Genomic DNA, 17839 nt, shown 5'->3' with positions numbered 1-17839 from the left:
ATAAAATACTATGAAATCGCCATTAGCAACAGGTTTGTTGCAAACAAACACCAATAAATAAAAAGCGATACCATATATGACCTCTAACAAATAAATTTTACATATATGAAAAAACTTATACTCTTATTATTGTTTTTTTCATCTTTCGCGGGCATGGCTCAGCAACAAACAGTTACTTATTCCATAAGTCCGGCTTCATTTGAAGAAACAACTTCTATCACAATCACCATTAATGGGAACAGCGTTGACGAAAGTGCTTGGGGAGTAACAGGAAATGCGCTCTATATGTGGGCTTGGGCTTTTGATATTGACGATACTACTCAAAAAGGCACTCCTCTTAATGGCACTTGGGATGCCTCAAACGAGGCGAGTAAATTCACATATAATGCAGGAAATGACACTTATACAAAAACATTTGTTCCAACTACCTATTATAACACAACAAATATTGGTAAAATTGGTTTTTTGATAAAAGCCAAAGACGGAACGGGAGACAAAAAGTCTCAGGACATACTTGCAGAAGTTGGTGCTTTTCAAGTCAACCTAACCTCACCTGTGCAGAACAGTACCACCATTTTGGCATCCGGTGGTAGTCTATCAATTGCCGCAACAAATACCAATGGAGTTGCTAGTTACAATCTAAAATCAAACGGAACTAGTATTAATACAAACGCGAGCACTTCAAGTTATTCGTACAACCATACCAATATAACAAGCAATCAAAACTATGAATTGGAAGTAACGCAAGGAGCAACAACCATAACTAAAAAATTTACTGTAGTTGTAAATCCTAACACTGTTTCCGCAACAATTCCAGCTGGTATGGTCGAAGGGATCAATTATAATCCAACTGACCCAACCAAGGCAACTTTGGTTTTAGATGCTCCTTTAAAAGATTTTGTTTATGTAGCCGGAAGCTTTAATAATTGGCAGCCTGGCACTACTTATGCCATGAAAAAAGATGCAACTTCTGGCTCTACAAAATTCTGGTTGGAATTAACCGGATTAATTTCCGGAACAAATTACACCTATCAATATTGGGTTGGGGAAACAACCCCAATTGCCAATTCCCCTGCACTGGTAAAAACAGCCGATCCATATTCTACTTTAGTGTTGTCTCCGTATGACGATTCTGGAATACCGGCTTCTACTTATCCAAACATGCCAGTATATCCAGCCGGTCAAAACTACGAAGTTACCCTTTTACAAACAGGACAAACTCCTTATGCTTGGAGTACTGCAACAACAAGTTTTGTAAAACCTGAAAAAGACAAATTGGTTGTATATGAAGTACTGGTTAGAGATTTTGATGCCAACAGAAACTTTCAAGATTTAATAAACCGTATCAATTATTTTAAAAATTTAAAAGTTAATGCCATAGAACTAATGCCTGTTATGGAATTCGAAGGAAATGAAAGTTGGGGTTACAATACTTCATTTCACATGGCATTGGATAAATTTTACGGCCCTTCTAACAAATTAAAAGAATTTATTGACTTGTGCCATCAAAATGGGATTGCCGTAATTCTGGATGTAGCCTTGAATCACGCTTTTGGACGAAACCCTATGGTGCGCATGTGGATGAATGACCCTGATGGAGACGGATTTGGCTCACCAACTGCCGAAAACCCATATTTTAATACCGTTGCAAAACATAGCTACAGTGTTGGTGAAGACTTTAATCATTCGTCTGCATATACCAAAAACTATGTAAAAAGAGTCATCAAACAATGGATTCAAGAATATAAAATTGATGGTTTCCGTTGGGATTTGACCAAAGGTTTTACTCAAAACTGTACCGCAAGTGATGAAACTTGCACCAATTCTTACCAACAAGATAGAGTTGATATTTTAAAAGAATATGCAGATGCTTCTTGGGCATTGGATCCAACTCACTATACCATTTTTGAACACTTAGGTAGTGATAACGAAGAAAAAGAATGGGCTAATTACAGGATATCGGAAACTCCAAGCAAAGGCGTTATGATGTGGGGAAAAATGACAGACAATTACAACCAATTATCTATGGGTTATAATTCAAGTAATGATATCTCAAGAATGTATGCCCTAAACCATACCGGTTTTGTTGGAAATAGGGTTATGGGATATGCCGAAAGTCATGATGAGGAACGCTTGATGTATAAAAATTTACAATATGGAAATACATCTAATGCCTCTCATAATGTAAAAAATCTTAACACAGCATTATCGCGTATGTCGGCAATTGGAGCTGTTTCTTTATTGGTTCCCGGACCAAAGATGATATGGCATTTCGGCGATTTAGGGTGGGAATCTTCTATTTACACTTGTACAGATGGCACTGTAAATGATAACTCGTCAACAATAGCAGGAGATTGTAAATTATCTACTAAACCACAGCCGCAATGGACTAATAACTGGCTGGGAAATGATTCCAGAAATAAAATCTATTATGATTGGGCAAGAATGATTGGTTTAAAAACCACCGAAGCAGTATTTTCTGGTGTTGCAACAGTTCCAGCAACTACAACTTTAACACCGAACATCAAAATAACCAATAGCTCTTTGGCTAGCACTGCTCTTAAAGATGTTCTCATCATTGCTAATTTTGATGTAACTGCGAAAAGTGTTACTACTGGATTCCAATATACGGGTGCTTGGTATAACTTAATGGATAACACCCCTTATAATGTAACCGATGTCAATGTTACCATCACGTTACAGCCTGGTGAATTTAGAATCTACGGAAATAAAGCAACCACTTTGGCTAATAAAGAATTTGAAATTCCAAACGGAATCTATATTTACCCAAATCCTGCTTCTAGTTATTTTACTTTAAACACTGATACTTCGAAGATTCAGATTTATTCAGTAACAGGCCAATTAATCAAAACCTTCAGCAAAAGTAAAACCAAAGACCAACAATATAATATAAGTGAGTTACGAAATGGAATCTATTTTGCAAAAATCTACAACGACGAAAACCAAATAAAAGTGATGAAATTCATCAAAAAATAATTTTTCAAAATAGTTAGATTTACTATTTAACAAGCCATCAAATTAAGTTTTGGTGGCTTTTAAATTTTATTAGAAACATAATCATTTAAAATATTAGGGCACTCTCTACAGGTTTGGCTGTCTTTCCTATATTTCTTTTAGGAGCAGAAAAATTAGGTATTTTCGGCTGGCATTGGTCCCGCTATTCACTACACACGAGCGATAGCGAACTGAGGAAGTAATCTCTTGTACTTCTCGTCTTTTGGGACGAGACAGTACAAGAGGATTTTCGCTTTCATCCTACCGTCTGGACACATCTTTTTATAGGCCACAGATGACGCGGATTGAACGGATTTACACAGATAAATTTGTTGTTTTTAAAAAAATGTATTGAAAAAAACATAAGTTTCACAAATAATATTTTTAGTATGCAACCAAAAAATCAGCGATAATCTGTCTAATCCGCGTTATCTGCGTGCCATTTTTAATATAAAATATTTGTGTCCAGACGGTAGGCTTCCATCGGGGCTAAAAAGAGGCATTTTACCCTTTTGCCATCATTCAAAAAATAATTAGTTCTGGATTATAAACAAAAAAACAGCTCTTTTAGAGCTGTTTTTTTGTTTCGAAGTAATGCCGTTAAAACTATCCAATTAATTAACCGTAACCACATTTTCGTTTTCCATTTTCAAGTCCCCTTTGTAAACCTCGGCTATAGACTTTCTCGATAGTGTAGAAGCTTCTTTGGCAACCACAATTTCGTGGGTTACTTTCTTTTGGCTCGTTTCTACTTCCAGGAAGTAAGTCCCTTCAGGAAATTCCTCAAGGCTGTAGGTTTTCATAATTCCATCTGTACCGGTAACTTTTTCAGAATAGATCAAAGTATGTTCTTTATCATAAATAGCCACATTGGCCTTTTGGATCCCATTTACCGAAAAACAAATTTCCTTACCGGTTGCTTTTTTCACATTTAGCAAAAAATCACCTCCTATTGCGTGAGCGCCCATCGTGGTCATCGCCACCAATACTATCAGACTAATTTTTAAAATCGTTTTCATGATACTCTTGTTTTAGATTAGTAATTATTTCTATTGCTAAAGTAAAACGATTATACATCCCGCAGCACAACTCCATTTTCTAATACAGATGCTATTTTAACCCTGCGAAAACGTTGTAACCACTATAAAGATAATATAGAATAGAATTGAGGTAATTGAGAATAGTTTCAAAAATCTGGTTTTCTAAAATTTTGAAAATTCTCAAAGCAATTTAAAACAAAAAACCCCTCATCATTTGATGAAGGGTTTTTAAAGAATCTGAAACAAGTTCAGATTAAAGAAAGGCAGCGGATCGATCTCGTCCCAAGACGAGGGACACGCTGCATCTATAAAAAAAATAACCCCGACTTTTCAGTCGGGGTTAACTAAAGAAAGGCAGCGACATACTCTCCCACAAAATTGCAGTACCATCTGCGCAGGCGGGCTTAACTTCTCTGTTCGGGATGGGAAGAGGTGAGCCCCGCCGCAATAACCACCTTAAGGTTGTTAGTGATTAGTGAATGGTAATTAGTGATTAGCTAATCATTAGTTACTTTTTACTAGTCACTGCTCACGTCGAGCTAATATTTTAACATACTGAGATAAAGAACATAAAAAGTTTTAGAAAGTTTCTTCTCCTCCCGTTTTGAACGGGAGGAGAGGAGTCGTACATAAGCTTACGGGTTATTAGTACTACTCGGCTATGACATTACTGCCTTTACACCTATAGCCTATCAACGTGGTCATCTTCCACGACCCTTAAAAGAAATCTCATCTTGTGGTGGGTTTCGCGCTTATATGCTTTCAGCGCTTATCCCTTCCAAACGTAGCTACTCTGCGGTGCCCCTGGCGGGACAACAGATACACTAGAGGTTTGTCCAATTCGGTCCTCTCGTACTAGAATCAGATCCACTCAAATTTCTAACGCCCACAGTAGATAGAGACCGAACTGTCTCACGACGTTCTGAACCCAGCTCGCGTGCCACTTTAATGGGCGAACAGCCCAACCCTTGGGACCTTCTCCAGCCCCAGGATGTGACGAGCCGACATCGAGGTGCCAAACCCCCCCGTCGATATGAGCTCTTGGGGGAGATCAGCCTGTTATCCCCGGCGTACCTTTTATCCTTTGAGCGATGGCCCTTCCATGCGGAACCACCGGATCACTATGCTCTACTTTCGTACCTGATCGACCTGTATGTCTCTCAGTCAAGCTCCCTTATGCCATTGCACTCTTCGCACGGTTACCAAGCGTACTGAGGGAACCTTTAGAAGCCTCCGTTACTCTTTTGGAGGCGACCACCCCAGTCAAACTACCCACCAAGCAATGTCCCCCGGTTTACGGGGTTAGGCCTCAGATAAACAAAGGGTTGTATTTCAACAATGACTCCACAACGCCTGGCGACGCCACTTCACAGTCTCCAACCTATCCTACACATCATTTATCCAAGGTCAATACTAAGCTATAGTAAAGGTGCACAGGGTCTTTTCGTCCCACTGCGGGTAAACGGCATCTTCACCGTTACTACAATTTCACCGAGCTCATGGCTGAGACAGTGTCCAGATCGTTACACCATTCGTGCAGGTCGGAACTTACCCGACAAGGAATTTCGCTACCTTAGGACCGTTATAGTTACGGCCGCCGTTTACTGGGGCTTCAATTCAATGCTTCTCCGAAGATAACATCTCCTCTTAACCTTCCAGCACCGGGCAGGTGTCAGGCCCTATACTTCATCTTACGATTTTGCAGAGCCCTGTGTTTTTGATAAACAGTCGCCTGGACCTCTTCACTGCGGCCCCGATTGCTCGGGGCGACCCTTCTCCCGAAGTTACGGGTCTATTTTGCCTAATTCCTTAGCCATGAATCTCTCGAGCACCTTAGGATTCTCTCCTCAACTACCTGTGTCGGTTTACGGTACTGGTACTAATTACCTGAAGTTTAGAGGTTTTTCTTGGAAGCCCTTAGGTACACTATCTCTTTGTCCGAAGACGCCGAGTACTATCGCATTTCACCAAGTTTTACGGATTTGCCTATAAAACCTATAGCTAGGTGCTTTAACGAACTATTCCGTCAGTTCGCGGTACTTTCATCACTCCGTCACCCCATCACAGTAATTAGTAGTACGGGAATATTAACCCGTTGGCCATCGACTGCCCCTTTCGGGTTTGCCTTAGGTCCAGACTAACCCACAGCTGATTAGCATAGCTGTGGAAACCTTAGTTTTTCGGTGTGCGGGTTTCTCGCCCGCATTATCGTTACTTATGCCTACATTTTCTTTTCCAGCCAGTCCAGCATACCTTACGATACACCTTCAACCCTGCTGGAATGCTCCCCTACCACTTACAGTAAACTGTAAATCCATAGCTTCGGTAATATGTTTATGCCCGATTATTATCCATGCTCGTCCGCTCGACTAGTGAGCTGTTACGCACTCTTTAAATGAATGGCTGCTTCCAAGCCAACATCCTAGCTGTCTGGGCAGACAAACCGCGTTCTTTCAACTTAACATATATTTGGGGACCTTAGCTGATGGTCTGGGTTCTTTCCCTCTCGGACTTGGACCTTAGCACCCAAGCCCTCACTGCAAGGAAACATTATATAGCATTCGGAGTTTGTCAGGAATTGGTAGGCGGTGAAGCCCCCGCATCCAATCAGTAGCTCTACCTCTATATAACTTATGCCTTGCGCTGCACCTAAATGCATTTCGGGGAGTACGAGCTATTTCCGAGTTTGATTGGCCTTTCACCCCTACCCACAGGTCATCCGAAGACTTTTCAACGTCAACCGGTTCGGACCTCCACACTGTGTTACCAGCGCTTCATCCTGCCCATGGGTAGATCACACGGTTTCGCGTCTAACACTACTGACTAAAGCGCCCTATTCAGACTCGCTTTCGCTACGGATCCACTACTTAATAGCTTATCCTCGCCAGCAACGTTAACTCGTAGGCTCATTATGCAAAAGGCACGCCGTCACCCCACTTAAGGGCTCCGACCGCTTGTAAGCGTATGGTTTCAGGATCTATTTCACTCCGTTATTCACGGTTCTTTTCACCTTTCCCTCACGGTACTGGTTCACTATCGGTCTCTCAGGAGTATTTAGCCTTAGCGGATGGTCCCGCCAAATTCAGACAGGGTTTCACGTGCCCCGCCCTACTCAGGATACCACTATCTATTACACTTGTTACCCATACGGGGCTATCACCCTCTATGGCATCACTTTCCAGTAACTTCCGGTTCCTTGTGCATAAAATCTCGTGGTCCTACAACCCCAACATTGCCGTAACAACATTGGTTTGGGCTAATCCGCGTTCGCTCGCCACTACTTACGGAATCACTTTTGTTTTCTTCTCCTCCGCCTACTTAGATGTTTCAGTTCAGCGGGTTTGCCCACCTATCGGTGTACTATGTCTTCAACATAGTGGGTTGCCCCATTCGGATATCTACGGATCAATCGGTGTGTGCCCGTCCCCGTAGCTTTTCGCAGCTTATCACGTCCTTCTTCGCCTCTGAGAGCCTAGGCATCCCCCATACGCCCTTATTTTGCTTATTGTACTTACGTTTTTATCCGTTTCCAGATAAAAAGCGTGTTCTTTCTACTTTTTAAATATTTTTTTATCTCAATATGTCAATGAACTTTTTCTTTTTAGAATAAAGAACACAGAGAATAGATATTAGACATTGTCTATATTCTTTTTTCTATATTCTATCTTCTTAAAGATAGTGGAGAATAACGGAGTCGAACCGTTGACCTCCTGCGTGCAAGGCAGGCGCTCTAGCCAGCTGAGCTAATCCCCCAATCTAATTATGAATTGTGAATTATGAATTATGAATGACTATTCATAAGAACTCAACTCTAGAATTTCCTTGTAAATTAAGCTTTTCAGTTTCTTTTCTAATCTTAAATCTAAAATCTAATTTCTTAAATCTAAAACCTTTAAAAAAGTAGTCCCGGGCAGACTCGAACTGCCGACCCCTACATTATCAGTGTAGTACTCTAACCAGCTGAGCTACGAGACTCTGTTTTTACTTAATTCTTTATTCTTTTAAATTAACAGCAAGAGTAATAAAATTTTAATCTCTGAAACCAAAAGTCTCTTCGTCTTCTTTCTTTGGCGTGCACTTGGCTAACACCAAAGCTCTAGAAAGGAGGTGTTCCAGCCGCACCTTCCGGTACGGCTACCTTGTTACGACTTAGCCCTAGTTACCAGTTTTACCCTAGGCAGCTCCTTGCGGTCACCGACTTCAGGCACCCCCAGCTTCCATGGCTTGACGGGCGGTGTGTACAAGGCCCGGGAACGTATTCACCGGATCATGGCTGATATCCGATTACTAGCGATTCCAGCTTCACGGAGTCGAGTTGCAGACTCCGATCCGAACTGTGACCGGTTTTATAGATTCGCTCCTGGTCGCCCAGTGGCTGCTCTCTGTACCGGCCATTGTAGCACGTGTGTAGCCCAAGGCGTAAGGGCCGTGATGATTTGACGTCATCCCCACCTTCCTCACAGTTTGCACTGGCAGTCTCGTTAGAGTTCCCGACATGACTCGCTGGCAACTAACAACAGGGGTTGCGCTCGTTATAGGACTTAACCTGACACCTCACGGCACGAGCTGACGACAACCATGCAGCACCTTGTAAATTGTCTTGCGAAAGATCTGTTTCCAAACCGGTCAATCTACATTTAAGCCTTGGTAAGGTTCCTCGCGTATCATCGAATTAAACCACATGCTCCACCGCTTGTGCGGGCCCCCGTCAATTCCTTTGAGTTTCAGGCTTGCGCCCGTACTCCCCAGGTGGGATACTTATCACTTTCGCTTAGCCACTGAAATTGCTCCCAACAGCTAGTATCCATCGTTTACGGCGTGGACTACCAGGGTATCTAATCCTGTTCGCTACCCACGCTTTCGTCCATCAGCGTCAATCCATTAGTAGTAACCTGCCTTCGCAATTGGTATTCCATGTAATCTCTAAGCATTTCACCGCTACACTACATATTCTAGTTACTTCCTAATAATTCAAGTCTAGCAGTATCAATGGCCGTTCCACCGTTGAGCGATGGGCTTTCACCACTGACTTACTAAACCGCCTACGGACCCTTTAAACCCAATGATTCCGGATAACGCTTGGATCCTCCGTATTACCGCGGCTGCTGGCACGGAGTTAGCCGATCCTTATTCTTACGATACCGTCAAGACATTACACGTAATGTTGTTTCTTCTCGTACAAAAGCAGTTTACAATCCATAGGACCGTCATCCTGCACGCGGCATGGCTGGTTCAGGCTTGCGCCCATTGACCAATATTCCTCACTGCTGCCTCCCGTAGGAGTCTGGTCCGTGTCTCAGTACCAGTGTGGGGGATCTCCCTCTCAGGACCCCTACCCATCGTTGCCATGGTAAGCCGTTACCTTACCATCTAGCTAATGGGACGCATGCTCATCTTTTACCGTTGGAACTTTAATAGCTGATTCATGCGAAACTGCTATACTATGAGGTATTAATCCAAATTTCTCTGGGCTATCCCTCTGTAAAAGGTAGATTGCATACGCGTTACGCACCCGTGCGCCGGTCTCTAGTTCCGAAAAACTATACCCCTCGACTTGCATGTGTTAAGCCTGCCGCTAGCGTTCATCCTGAGCCAGGATCAAACTCTTCATCGTATATTGTTTAAGTCTTACGACTTGTTTTATATTTCGACTCCGATTCTAGTGGTTTTAATTCAAATCTCTCGATTCTATTACTCTTATTTTATTTGTCTCGTCTTTTGGACGAGACGGCTGTCAATTCAATATGTCTACGAACGTATATTCCTTTTTTTCGCTTTTCGTTTGTCTCTCAAAGCGGGTGCAAAAGTAGTATTTTCTTTTTAACTGGCAAGAACTTATTGAAGTTTTTTTGAAAATTTTTATTTTCGTTTTTCTTCTCGTTTTCTTATCAGCCTGTCAAAGATCATTGCATGTTTTGCGGGGTGCAAAAATAAACTACTCTTTTAAATCTCACAAGCTTTTTTTAAATCTTTTTTGAAAATAAATTTCCAATTTGATTTGTTATACTTGTCAGTCTTTCCAAGAGCGCCATCGCTGTTGCGGGTGCAAAAGTAGATAGTTTATTCGTTTAAACAAGGGGTTTTTGCATTTATTTTATATTTATTTTTTAAAACTCTGATAACCTTAATTTTACAAAAACCCTTTTCTTAAAATCTTTCCGCTTTTAGGCGTGACGGATCCGTTTTACTGCAAACAACCCTACGCTTATCTACATATTGTCCCTTTTTAACACACTGACTTACGCAGATTTTTTCTTGATTCCCTTATACTTCTTCGATCTTTTACTCCTTTGCAAGCCTAAATCGCTCACGAAGATGCCAAGACGCAAAGGAAAACCTGCATTGGGTTCTTTTAAAAAAGCATCCTTCGGATACCTTTATACTTTATACTATATATGTATTGATTTCTTTCTGATGAAGTACCACTACCCTAGCCCTGATAGTAGTGAAAAGCCCACAGTGAATATGGCTTACATTTTATGTAGAGGCAAAGCGACCAACGGAAGCTATTGCAAATACATAAAAATGTTGCCAGAGGAACGAGGACTTGCAACGAATAGCAGGAAATAGCTCCTGAAAATTTTTACTATTTTAATCTAATGAAAAACGAAGATGACATTATTTTTCAACAATACTGCAACAATGAGAAGATTTCTTTGATTGAGAATTCGGCACCGCATACAAATTCATCTGAAGCACCATAATATATAGTCACCGTATCTCCTTCGGTATTTACTATATGACCATTGGTAAAAACCACATTCCCAAAAAAACCCGAAAGCTCATATTGTTCAGTCGGAACCATAATAGGCTTTTCGGTTCTGGCTATTACTTTTGACGGATTTTCCAACTCCATCAAAAAAGCCCCTAAACAATATTGATGATCATGATTGGCACCATGATATATAGAGAGCCACCCTTGCGCTGTTTTTATAGGTGATGCCCCCGCTCCTATTCTCTCACTATCCCAAAAACCTTTCCTTGTTTTCAAAATACACTGATGATTCCCCCAATGAATGCCGTCTGAAGAAGACGTTATCCAAATGTAATTCCCACCTATTTCGACACTGCTTGGACGATGCAAAGCATAGAACTGTCCGTTTATTTTTTCTTCAAAAATTGCACAATCTTTATTATGTGGCGGCAAAATCATACCGTGCGACTGAAAGTTTTTCCAATCAACAGTGCTTCGCAAACCCACACCAACACCATTGTCAGAGACTGCCGTATAGGTCAAATAATAAATTCCATCAATAAAGGTGACGCGACAGTCTTCTATTCCGAACGATTCCAACGAATTTTGACCTACCAATAAAGAATACCCTTCGGGTTCATGGAATTTACGCCCGTCATCACTACAAACCAACCTCAGATGCGACAAAGTTGTCAAATAATCAACCCCTTTATAATTGATGACTCTAGCATCTTTGACATCTAATTCCGTATCGTTTTTAGAAATTTCGATCACTTCAACACCCGCCGTAGTAAGCACTGGAAATGAGATTGTGTCACTTTTTTGTTCCGGCCTTTCGCCTACACGAACGATCATCCATATTTTGTCGTTGTAACGAAATACTCCAGGATTAAGCAAACAGGCTACCTGCAAATCTTTGTGACTTGGCAAAATATCTGATGGAGACAATAACGGGTTTTCAGGAAAACGTTTTGCAATATCTTTCATGTCGTTCTCAATTATTTCATTTCAGACAAAAAAATCTGAAAGCAAAAAAATCATGAATTCTTATAAGCCAGCTTGAAACTGTAGAACTAAGTTACGAATGAATTTAGGAATGAAAGAGGATTAAAACAAAAAAGCTTCTCAAGATGAGAAGCTTTTAGTGCGGATAATAGGACTCGAACCTACACGCCAAAGCACTCAATTTATCATTTTCTATACCTCGCAAAAACACTACAGAAACAACAAATAATCTCAATAAAATCAATACTTAACAGTGATTTTAACAACCGCATAATAATAGAATGAAATTGAATAAAATGTAATGCAATAGTGAAAATGTCGGGCAAATGTCGGGCAACTTTTGGAAACGTCTTACAAATTAAATATCTTTGATTTGTTCAACGTTCAAAACTAAAAAATGGCATCAATTAAATTTAGATTGCGAAGTAACGCAAACAAAAACGTATCAATTAAAGTACGTGTTATTTTAGGCAGAGGAAAACAAGATTTAGAATTAAACACAGGTTTTTCTATAAACCCGAAAGACTGGAGCGAAACCACCGACCTACCAAAACAAAACACCCCCGAAAACAAAGTAATATTAAACAACCTCAAAAAATTAGAATCATTCCTTTTTGAGAGCATCAATACCGATATGGGCGAAAGTGTTGTAATTGATACTTTTTGGTTAGATGCAAAAATTAACGAATGTTTCAAACGGGTAGTAAAAAACGACACGGGTTTATTGGTTAGTCATATTCAATACATAATCGATAACGCAAATACTCGCAAAGTAAAAACGAATGGAGGTTTCAAAATTGGATTGAGTGCAAGTACTATAAAAAACTATACTCTTTTCAAAAACATAATTTTAGAGTACCAAGCCAAAACCAAAAAACAAATTCAATTTGTTGAAGTTACCAAGCCATTTGTTGACAAATTCACTAACTGGCTCGTTAATACAAAAAAGTATTCTACAAACTATGCGGGTAAACAATTAGAAATTTTAAAAACGGTTTGCATCGATGCAGAAAAACACGAAATACCCGTTACCCCTTATTCAAAAACAATACAGCATTTTAGAGAAAGCGACACCGACCGATACATTCAAACTTTGTCGTTTGCGGAACTGGAACAAATTAAAAATGTGGATTTGTCAAATGTGGAGCAACTAAAAGAATTTAAAGCATCTAACCCCGAACTTACAAAAGGCATTTCGATAACGCCAGAAGCACTAAACAATGCCCGAAACTGGATTTTAATAGGTTGTGAAATTGGACAACGTGGCGGGGATTTATTAAAAATCACAAACGATAATATTCGATACAAAGGCACAACTATTTACATTGATATAATCCAGCAGAAAACAAATAAAAGCGTCACAATCGGGATAATTGCCCCGCACGTTATTGACATAATCGAAAACCATTTACCAAAAGAAGTGCCACACCAAAAACTAAACGATTATGTAAAAGTCGTTTGTAAATTGGCGGGGATTAACGAGGTCGTTAAGGGTACAAAACTAAACACCGAAACCAATCGTAAAGAGTTGGGGATGTATCCAAAGCACGAATTAATAACAACACATTGTTTTAGACGTTCGTTTGCAACAAACTATTACAAAAAGATACCCACCGCCGTATTAATTGGAATAACTGGACACAGTAAAGAAAGTTTGTTTTTGACCTACATAAACCAACGGGAAGACAAAGACAATAATGCCGATTTGTTTATGAAGTTTTACAGCGACCTACACAAAGACAAAACACCCGAAATGAAAATTATACTTAATACTATAGCGAAATGAAAATAATTAAACATTTTAATATGGAATATGATTACAAAAACATTTTTAGTTTTGAGTCAAAATTTTTCGAATTAACAAAAGGCAATAATCTTGAATTATCAGTTACCCTCTTTAACGATATAGGTTATGATTTTTACGATAAAATTGCAAGAATTTTAAATGACAACAATATAGAGTTTTTTAGGAACGATGTTAACGTAAAACTTTTTAATACAATTAGTCATGATTTAAATGAACGATTTTCTAAAACTGGGGAAATTGAGTATGTACCAAATGAAAAATATACTCATAAACAATTTTACGATTACATTAAGAATAATAGTAGTGTTATTTTTGAATTTGGCTATTTTCACTTTCTCACCAACAATAAACTGGACAGAGATTACCATACTATAAGATATAAACGCGATAATGAAACCAATGAGATAACGGAATTACGGGAGTATTTTGAAGATGTTTTATGTACAATGAGCTATAAAATTGAATCGGAATATGAAAAAATAAAAACAAAAGAGAACACTAACGAACTCGAACTACTCGACTTGTCCAAAACCTCAGCAGTTGAAAAAATAATCTATTTGAATGAGTTAGAAATAATAGACTTTTTGAGAACTAAAGCCGAGTTTGTTGGAAGCACGAATTTAATGGCTACGTTTTTAAGTGCAATAACAGGCGTTAAACCTCAAACATTACAAACAAGTTTAAACAGGTTGATAAGCAATGATGTAGAAGACAAAAACCACCCATACAAAACAAAAAAAACAGTTGAAAAGGTACGACAGCAACTTATTGAAAAAAACATCAAACTTAAAACCTCTTAATCCAAAAAGTTTTTTTTTCAATCTTTTTAGGGATTCCCTAATTATTCCCTAATAATCCTTTGCATCATAATCAATAATATTTTATTTATGAGTGCAAACATTCAATTTATTCAGTACACCCCAGAGCAACTACAAAACGAAATTTCAAACGGGGTGAAAGTTCAATTACAGGAATTTTTAAAACATTTCAAACCCGTACAACCCGCCGAGTATTTAACCCGTCAACAAGTGGCAAAAATGTTTGATGTGGATTTGTCGACCGTTCACAATTGGTGCAAGTCGGGAAAACTCAAACCGTTGGGAATTGGTTCGAGAGTTTATTTTTTAAGAAGCGACATTGAGGCGTGTTTAATCCCTTTAAATCAATAAGACGATGGAAAGTAATAAAACTAACCATCGTCCTGATAATGTTTTTGTAAATAAGAAAAGTAAATATACATTATCGCCCTCACAATTAAAAACCATATTTCGCTACTTACAAAATCACACCGCCACCGCTTCGATGGTTTCAAAAGCAACAGGAATACCACAAAAAAACATTTGCCGTTTTAAACGTGATTTGGAAGATGCAGGACTACTTTTTGAAGTCGAAAGAAAACTTTGCAAATTAACTGGTTTTCGTGCGTGGTACTTAACCACAAACCCCGATTTATTCCCAAAGTCTAACCTTAAAAAATTAGACAAATGGACAAAGTAAATAGAGCCGACGTAATGAGCGACTGGAAAACCGAATTTACAAAGAGGGTGCAAACCGAAAGCAAAAGCCGTAAAGAAACATTTACTTTTTATGATGCGAGGCAAAAAGAAAAATATCACACACAACGGGATAAAGTATTTTTGTCGGTTGTTTCATTTTTAAATAGCGACCCTTTACAAAATAATGATTATGTAAAGTTTGTTTCTTGTTACATTAAAACGGGTTCAAAACTCGACACAAAATACTTTAAAAACAACCTCAACAAGCTAAACGAATATTATAAAAAGGTTGATGAGGCAAAAGCAAAAGGCGAAACATTCAACCCGTTTAGTATAAAAGCATACGAGCGATATGTTTTGTTTATGGTTTTGAAGTTTAGCGGGGAATATACAAGCGATTTAGATGAGGCGTTCGGAGTTCAAACCGTAGGACATAGGGAATACAACCCCTTAACAAATATACCGTCCGTATTGCGTGGGGAATTACCCTTTGAAGTAAAAGAATACGACATAAAAAGAGCGTTCCCGACGTTTATTGATATTGAATTAGTCAAAGAATATCGACATACCGTTTATGATATTCTCGACAAAAAAACGTTTTCTTATTTACTTAATTCAAATGTAACCAACGAGAGAGCAGACCGAAACAAAATTTTAAAAGAACTTTCAAAGGTTTACGGCGACGATGCAGACAAAGTTTGTACCGTCGAGAGGTTTGAAACCAAAGGAGGTGCGTTTTTAGACTTTTCTAAGTACGAAAAGGAGTATATCGAAAGATTTGTAACCGAAAATAATTTAATCAATTACGTACGATTACACGACGGCGTTTTTGTTCTTGCCGATACCGATTGCAATTTTTTTGTTTTTGATTGGGTTGAATTTTCAATTAAGGAGTGTATCAAACCACCTATCGAAAATGAAATAGTAAACTTTTACACCATAGACCAAAGCGACAAAGTTTTTACTTCGCCGACTATGTACGCCGAGTTTTTTATTCAAGAAAAATTTTTGAGAATTTCGACACCCGACGACAAAATATTTTTATTGAGAGATACTAATAATGTGGTTAATTATTTCAATCATAACACTGATATGGTCGCATTTTTAAAAGACAATATTAACGAGTTTGGTAATTCGTTTAATGCAGTAGCGGACACCATAGCACGGGAAAATTTTAGTGTAATTAAGCAAGGTTTTTTATTAATTCCGTCCATAGAATTAAAATACTATTCCGATACTAAAAACACTTTCGGGCTACCTTTTAAAAATGGGTTCTATTATTTCGACATGAATGACGACGGACAAATAAAATCTAAAGAATACACCGATGTAAAAGGTTTTTTTACACCGCATGAGATACAAAGCCGAGAGTTTAAATATACCGATGAGATTGGAATGTTTGAAAAGTTTTTAATTAGGGTATCCATAGGGTTAAAAGAAGTCAATACACAAGATGCTAAAAACATTGTTGAGAGTTTTAAAACTATGTTTGGTTATTTATGTCACAATTATAAAGATGCAACAAAAAACCCGTGCATTGTTCTTACTGATATGGATGCAGACGACGAAACCCGAAACGGACGACGTGGGAAAACTTTAATATCTAAAGCCGTACAGGAAGTACAGGAATCAATTGTTAAGGGAGGCAAGGAATTTGACAGCGGTTATACTCACGTGTTTGCAGACCTCGAAAAAAAACATAATGTTTATATCATTGACGACGTACCCGCAGGGTTTAAGTATGATGATTTGTACACCAATATTTTGGGCGACATATCTTGTCAAAGAAAAGGATTGAAAGCCGAAGCGATTAAATTTAAAGATGCTCCAAAGTTTGTTATTACTTCAAATTGGGTCGTTCCTTATGATGAGAAAAACGCTTCGACAAATGGGCGGTTTATTGAATACAAATTTACTAACTACTATAATACAACACACACGCCAAAAGATGAATTTCAGTATGCTTTTTTTCAAGATTGGAACGCCGATGAATGGAATCGATTTTACTCTTTTGTGTTTCGATGTGTGAAACTGTTTTTACAAAAGGGAATCATAAAAACCGAATACAATAAAACAGACGATAATTATAAAGCATATTTCAGTAATGATGTGGTTTATACTGAATTTGAAAGAATCATATCTATTTTAAAAATGAATGATAGTTTTAATGTAACGGACTTTTTGAAAGAGTATAACGATATTTCAAACCCATTGCGATTTGAAAAAATGTTTACACCAAAAAATATTAAAAAACTTGTTGATGCGTGGGCGGGAAAATTCAATATCGAAAATAAAGGTTTTTATTTTAAATACACTAATAGACGAAAATGGTTTAAAATTCAAAAATAACACACATAACACAGATGCAACACACATAAAAACACACTTGTAACCCCCGTAAATACTACGATAACACACATAACACACATAAAACTAAAGTACACGGGTGAATAAAAAAGAGAGTATTAAAAATAGTGTTCATTTTCTTGTATAGTGTTACTTGCTTTTTATCTGTGCTATCTGTGTTTGTGTTGTAAATCAAATAGTTATCAATGTTTCTATCTGTGTTCTATCTGTGTTTAACACACATAAAACTATAAAAATGAAAGTAAGAAATAAAAGCCTGATGGGAACGTATAAAAGAAAAGGAAACATAATTAAAGATTATCACATAATTACAAGCGATAACAAAGAGCATAAAAATGCAAGTCGAAACCATTGACGGTAAAAAGAAAGTATCATACTTGATATTCATTTTGTTTCAAATGCTGGACGAAAAAAT

9 protein-coding genes, 2 tRNA genes and 3 rRNA genes are annotated in these 17839 nt (G+C 38.3%); 7 read left to right on the top strand and 7 right to left on the bottom strand.

Annotation, left to right across the window (positions count from 1 at the left end; all coding sequences use genetic code 11):
• The first annotated feature begins 105 nt into the window (after positions 1-105).
• Positions 106-2997, top strand: a complete 2892-nt coding sequence (locus OZP12_RS03660; protein ID WP_281227691.1) for an alpha-amylase family glycosyl hydrolase — start codon at positions 106-108, stop codon at positions 2995-2997.
• 632 nt (positions 2998-3629) lie between these two features.
• On the opposite strand, the gene OZP12_RS03655 is transcribed toward OZP12_RS03660, so the two are convergent.
• The 6 genes from OZP12_RS03655 to OZP12_RS03630 all read right to left on the bottom strand — a co-directional run bounded on the left by OZP12_RS03655 (position 3630) and on the right by OZP12_RS03630 (position 9669).
• Complete coding sequence (locus tag OZP12_RS03655) at positions 3630-4034, bottom strand: T9SS type A sorting domain-containing protein (RefSeq protein WP_281227690.1); 405 nt, start codon at positions 4032-4034, stop codon at positions 3630-3632.
• Between the two features lie 370 nt (positions 4035-4404).
• Positions 4405-4514 (bottom strand): 5S ribosomal RNA (gene rrf, locus OZP12_RS03650).
• A gap of 166 nt (positions 4515-4680) precedes the next feature.
• Positions 4681-7563: ribosomal RNA gene (locus OZP12_RS03645) — 23S ribosomal RNA — on the bottom strand.
• 171 nt (positions 7564-7734) lie between these two features.
• A tRNA-Ala gene (locus tag OZP12_RS03640) sits at positions 7735-7808 on the bottom strand.
• Positions 7809-7956: 148 nt separating this feature from the next.
• Positions 7957-8030: transfer RNA gene (locus tag OZP12_RS03635), tRNA-Ile, on the bottom strand.
• A 125-nt stretch (positions 8031-8155) separates the two neighbouring features.
• Positions 8156-9669, bottom strand: a 16S ribosomal RNA gene (locus tag OZP12_RS03630).
• Together the 16S, 23S and 5S rRNA genes with 2 tRNA genes alongside form the textbook arrangement of a ribosomal RNA operon.
• Before the next feature lie 701 nt (positions 9670-10370).
• Here OZP12_RS03630 and OZP12_RS03625 point away from each other — a divergent pair.
• The gene (locus OZP12_RS03625; protein ID WP_281227689.1) at positions 10371-10625 is read left to right on the top strand and encodes a hypothetical protein; all 255 of its coding nucleotides are present in this window, start codon (positions 10371-10373) and stop codon (positions 10623-10625) included.
• Positions 10626-10680: 55 nt separating this feature from the next.
• Here OZP12_RS03625 and OZP12_RS03620 read toward each other — a convergent pair whose 3' ends face one another.
• Positions 10681-11736, bottom strand: coding sequence for a glycoside hydrolase family 130 protein (locus OZP12_RS03620; protein ID WP_281227688.1), 1056 nt, complete (start codon positions 11734-11736; stop codon positions 10681-10683).
• A 415-nt stretch (positions 11737-12151) separates the two neighbouring features.
• On the opposite strand from OZP12_RS03620, the gene OZP12_RS03615 reads away from it, so the two are divergent.
• The 5 genes from OZP12_RS03615 to OZP12_RS03595 all read left to right on the top strand — a co-directional run bounded on the left by OZP12_RS03615 (position 12152) and on the right by OZP12_RS03595 (position 17406).
• Positions 12152-13540, top strand: coding sequence for a phage integrase SAM-like domain-containing protein (locus tag OZP12_RS03615; RefSeq protein ID WP_281227687.1), 1389 nt, complete (start codon positions 12152-12154; stop codon positions 13538-13540).
• Complete coding sequence (locus OZP12_RS03610; protein WP_281227686.1) at positions 13537-14361, top strand: hypothetical protein; 825 nt, start codon at positions 13537-13539, stop codon at positions 14359-14361. Before OZP12_RS03615 ends, OZP12_RS03610 begins: the two co-directional genes overlap by 4 nt.
• Positions 14362-14448: 87 nt before the next feature.
• On the top strand, positions 14449-14730 hold the full coding sequence (locus tag OZP12_RS03605; RefSeq protein ID WP_281227685.1) for a helix-turn-helix domain-containing protein: 282 nt from the start codon (positions 14449-14451) through the stop codon (positions 14728-14730).
• Between the two features lie 4 nt (positions 14731-14734).
• A complete protein-coding gene (locus OZP12_RS03600) occupies positions 14735-15058 on the top strand; it encodes a hypothetical protein (RefSeq protein ID WP_281227684.1) in 324 nt (107 codons plus the stop codon).
• Positions 15046-17406, top strand: coding sequence for a hypothetical protein (locus OZP12_RS03595; protein ID WP_281227683.1), 2361 nt, complete (start codon positions 15046-15048; stop codon positions 17404-17406). Before OZP12_RS03600 ends, OZP12_RS03595 begins: the two co-directional genes overlap by 13 nt.
• Positions 17407-17839 lie beyond the last annotated feature (433 nt).

Source organism: Flavobacterium aquiphilum (assembly GCF_027111335.1).
Lineage (GTDB): Bacteria > Bacteroidota > Bacteroidia > Flavobacteriales > Flavobacteriaceae > Flavobacterium > Flavobacterium aquiphilum.
Note: the sequence above shows the minus strand (reverse complement) of the source record. Positions and strands in the feature narration are given on the sequence as shown.

Excerpts from the sequence above, each read along its gene's own strand:
- OZP12_RS03595 (WP_281227683.1), top strand. The coding sequence starts at position 15,046 with ATGGACAAAGTAAATAGAGCCGACGTAATGAGCGACTGGAAAACCGAA.
- OZP12_RS03620 (WP_281227688.1), bottom strand. The coding sequence starts at position 11,736 with ATGAAAGATATTGCAAAACGTTTTCCTGAAAACCCGTTATTGTCTCCA.
- OZP12_RS03625 (WP_281227689.1), top strand. The coding sequence starts at position 10,371 with ATGCCAAGACGCAAAGGAAAACCTGCATTGGGTTCTTTTAAAAAAGCA.
- OZP12_RS03655 (WP_281227690.1), bottom strand. The coding sequence starts at position 4,034 with ATGAAAACGATTTTAAAAATTAGTCTGATAGTATTGGTGGCGATGACC.
- OZP12_RS03610 (WP_281227686.1), top strand. The coding sequence starts at position 13,537 with ATGAAAATAATTAAACATTTTAATATGGAATATGATTACAAAAACATT.
- OZP12_RS03600 (WP_281227684.1), top strand. The coding sequence starts at position 14,735 with ATGGAAAGTAATAAAACTAACCATCGTCCTGATAATGTTTTTGTAAAT.
- OZP12_RS03605 (WP_281227685.1), top strand. The coding sequence starts at position 14,449 with ATGAGTGCAAACATTCAATTTATTCAGTACACCCCAGAGCAACTACAA.
- OZP12_RS03660 (WP_281227691.1), top strand. The coding sequence starts at position 106 with ATGAAAAAACTTATACTCTTATTATTGTTTTTTTCATCTTTCGCGGGC.
- OZP12_RS03615 (WP_281227687.1), top strand. The coding sequence starts at position 12,152 with ATGGCATCAATTAAATTTAGATTGCGAAGTAACGCAAACAAAAACGTA.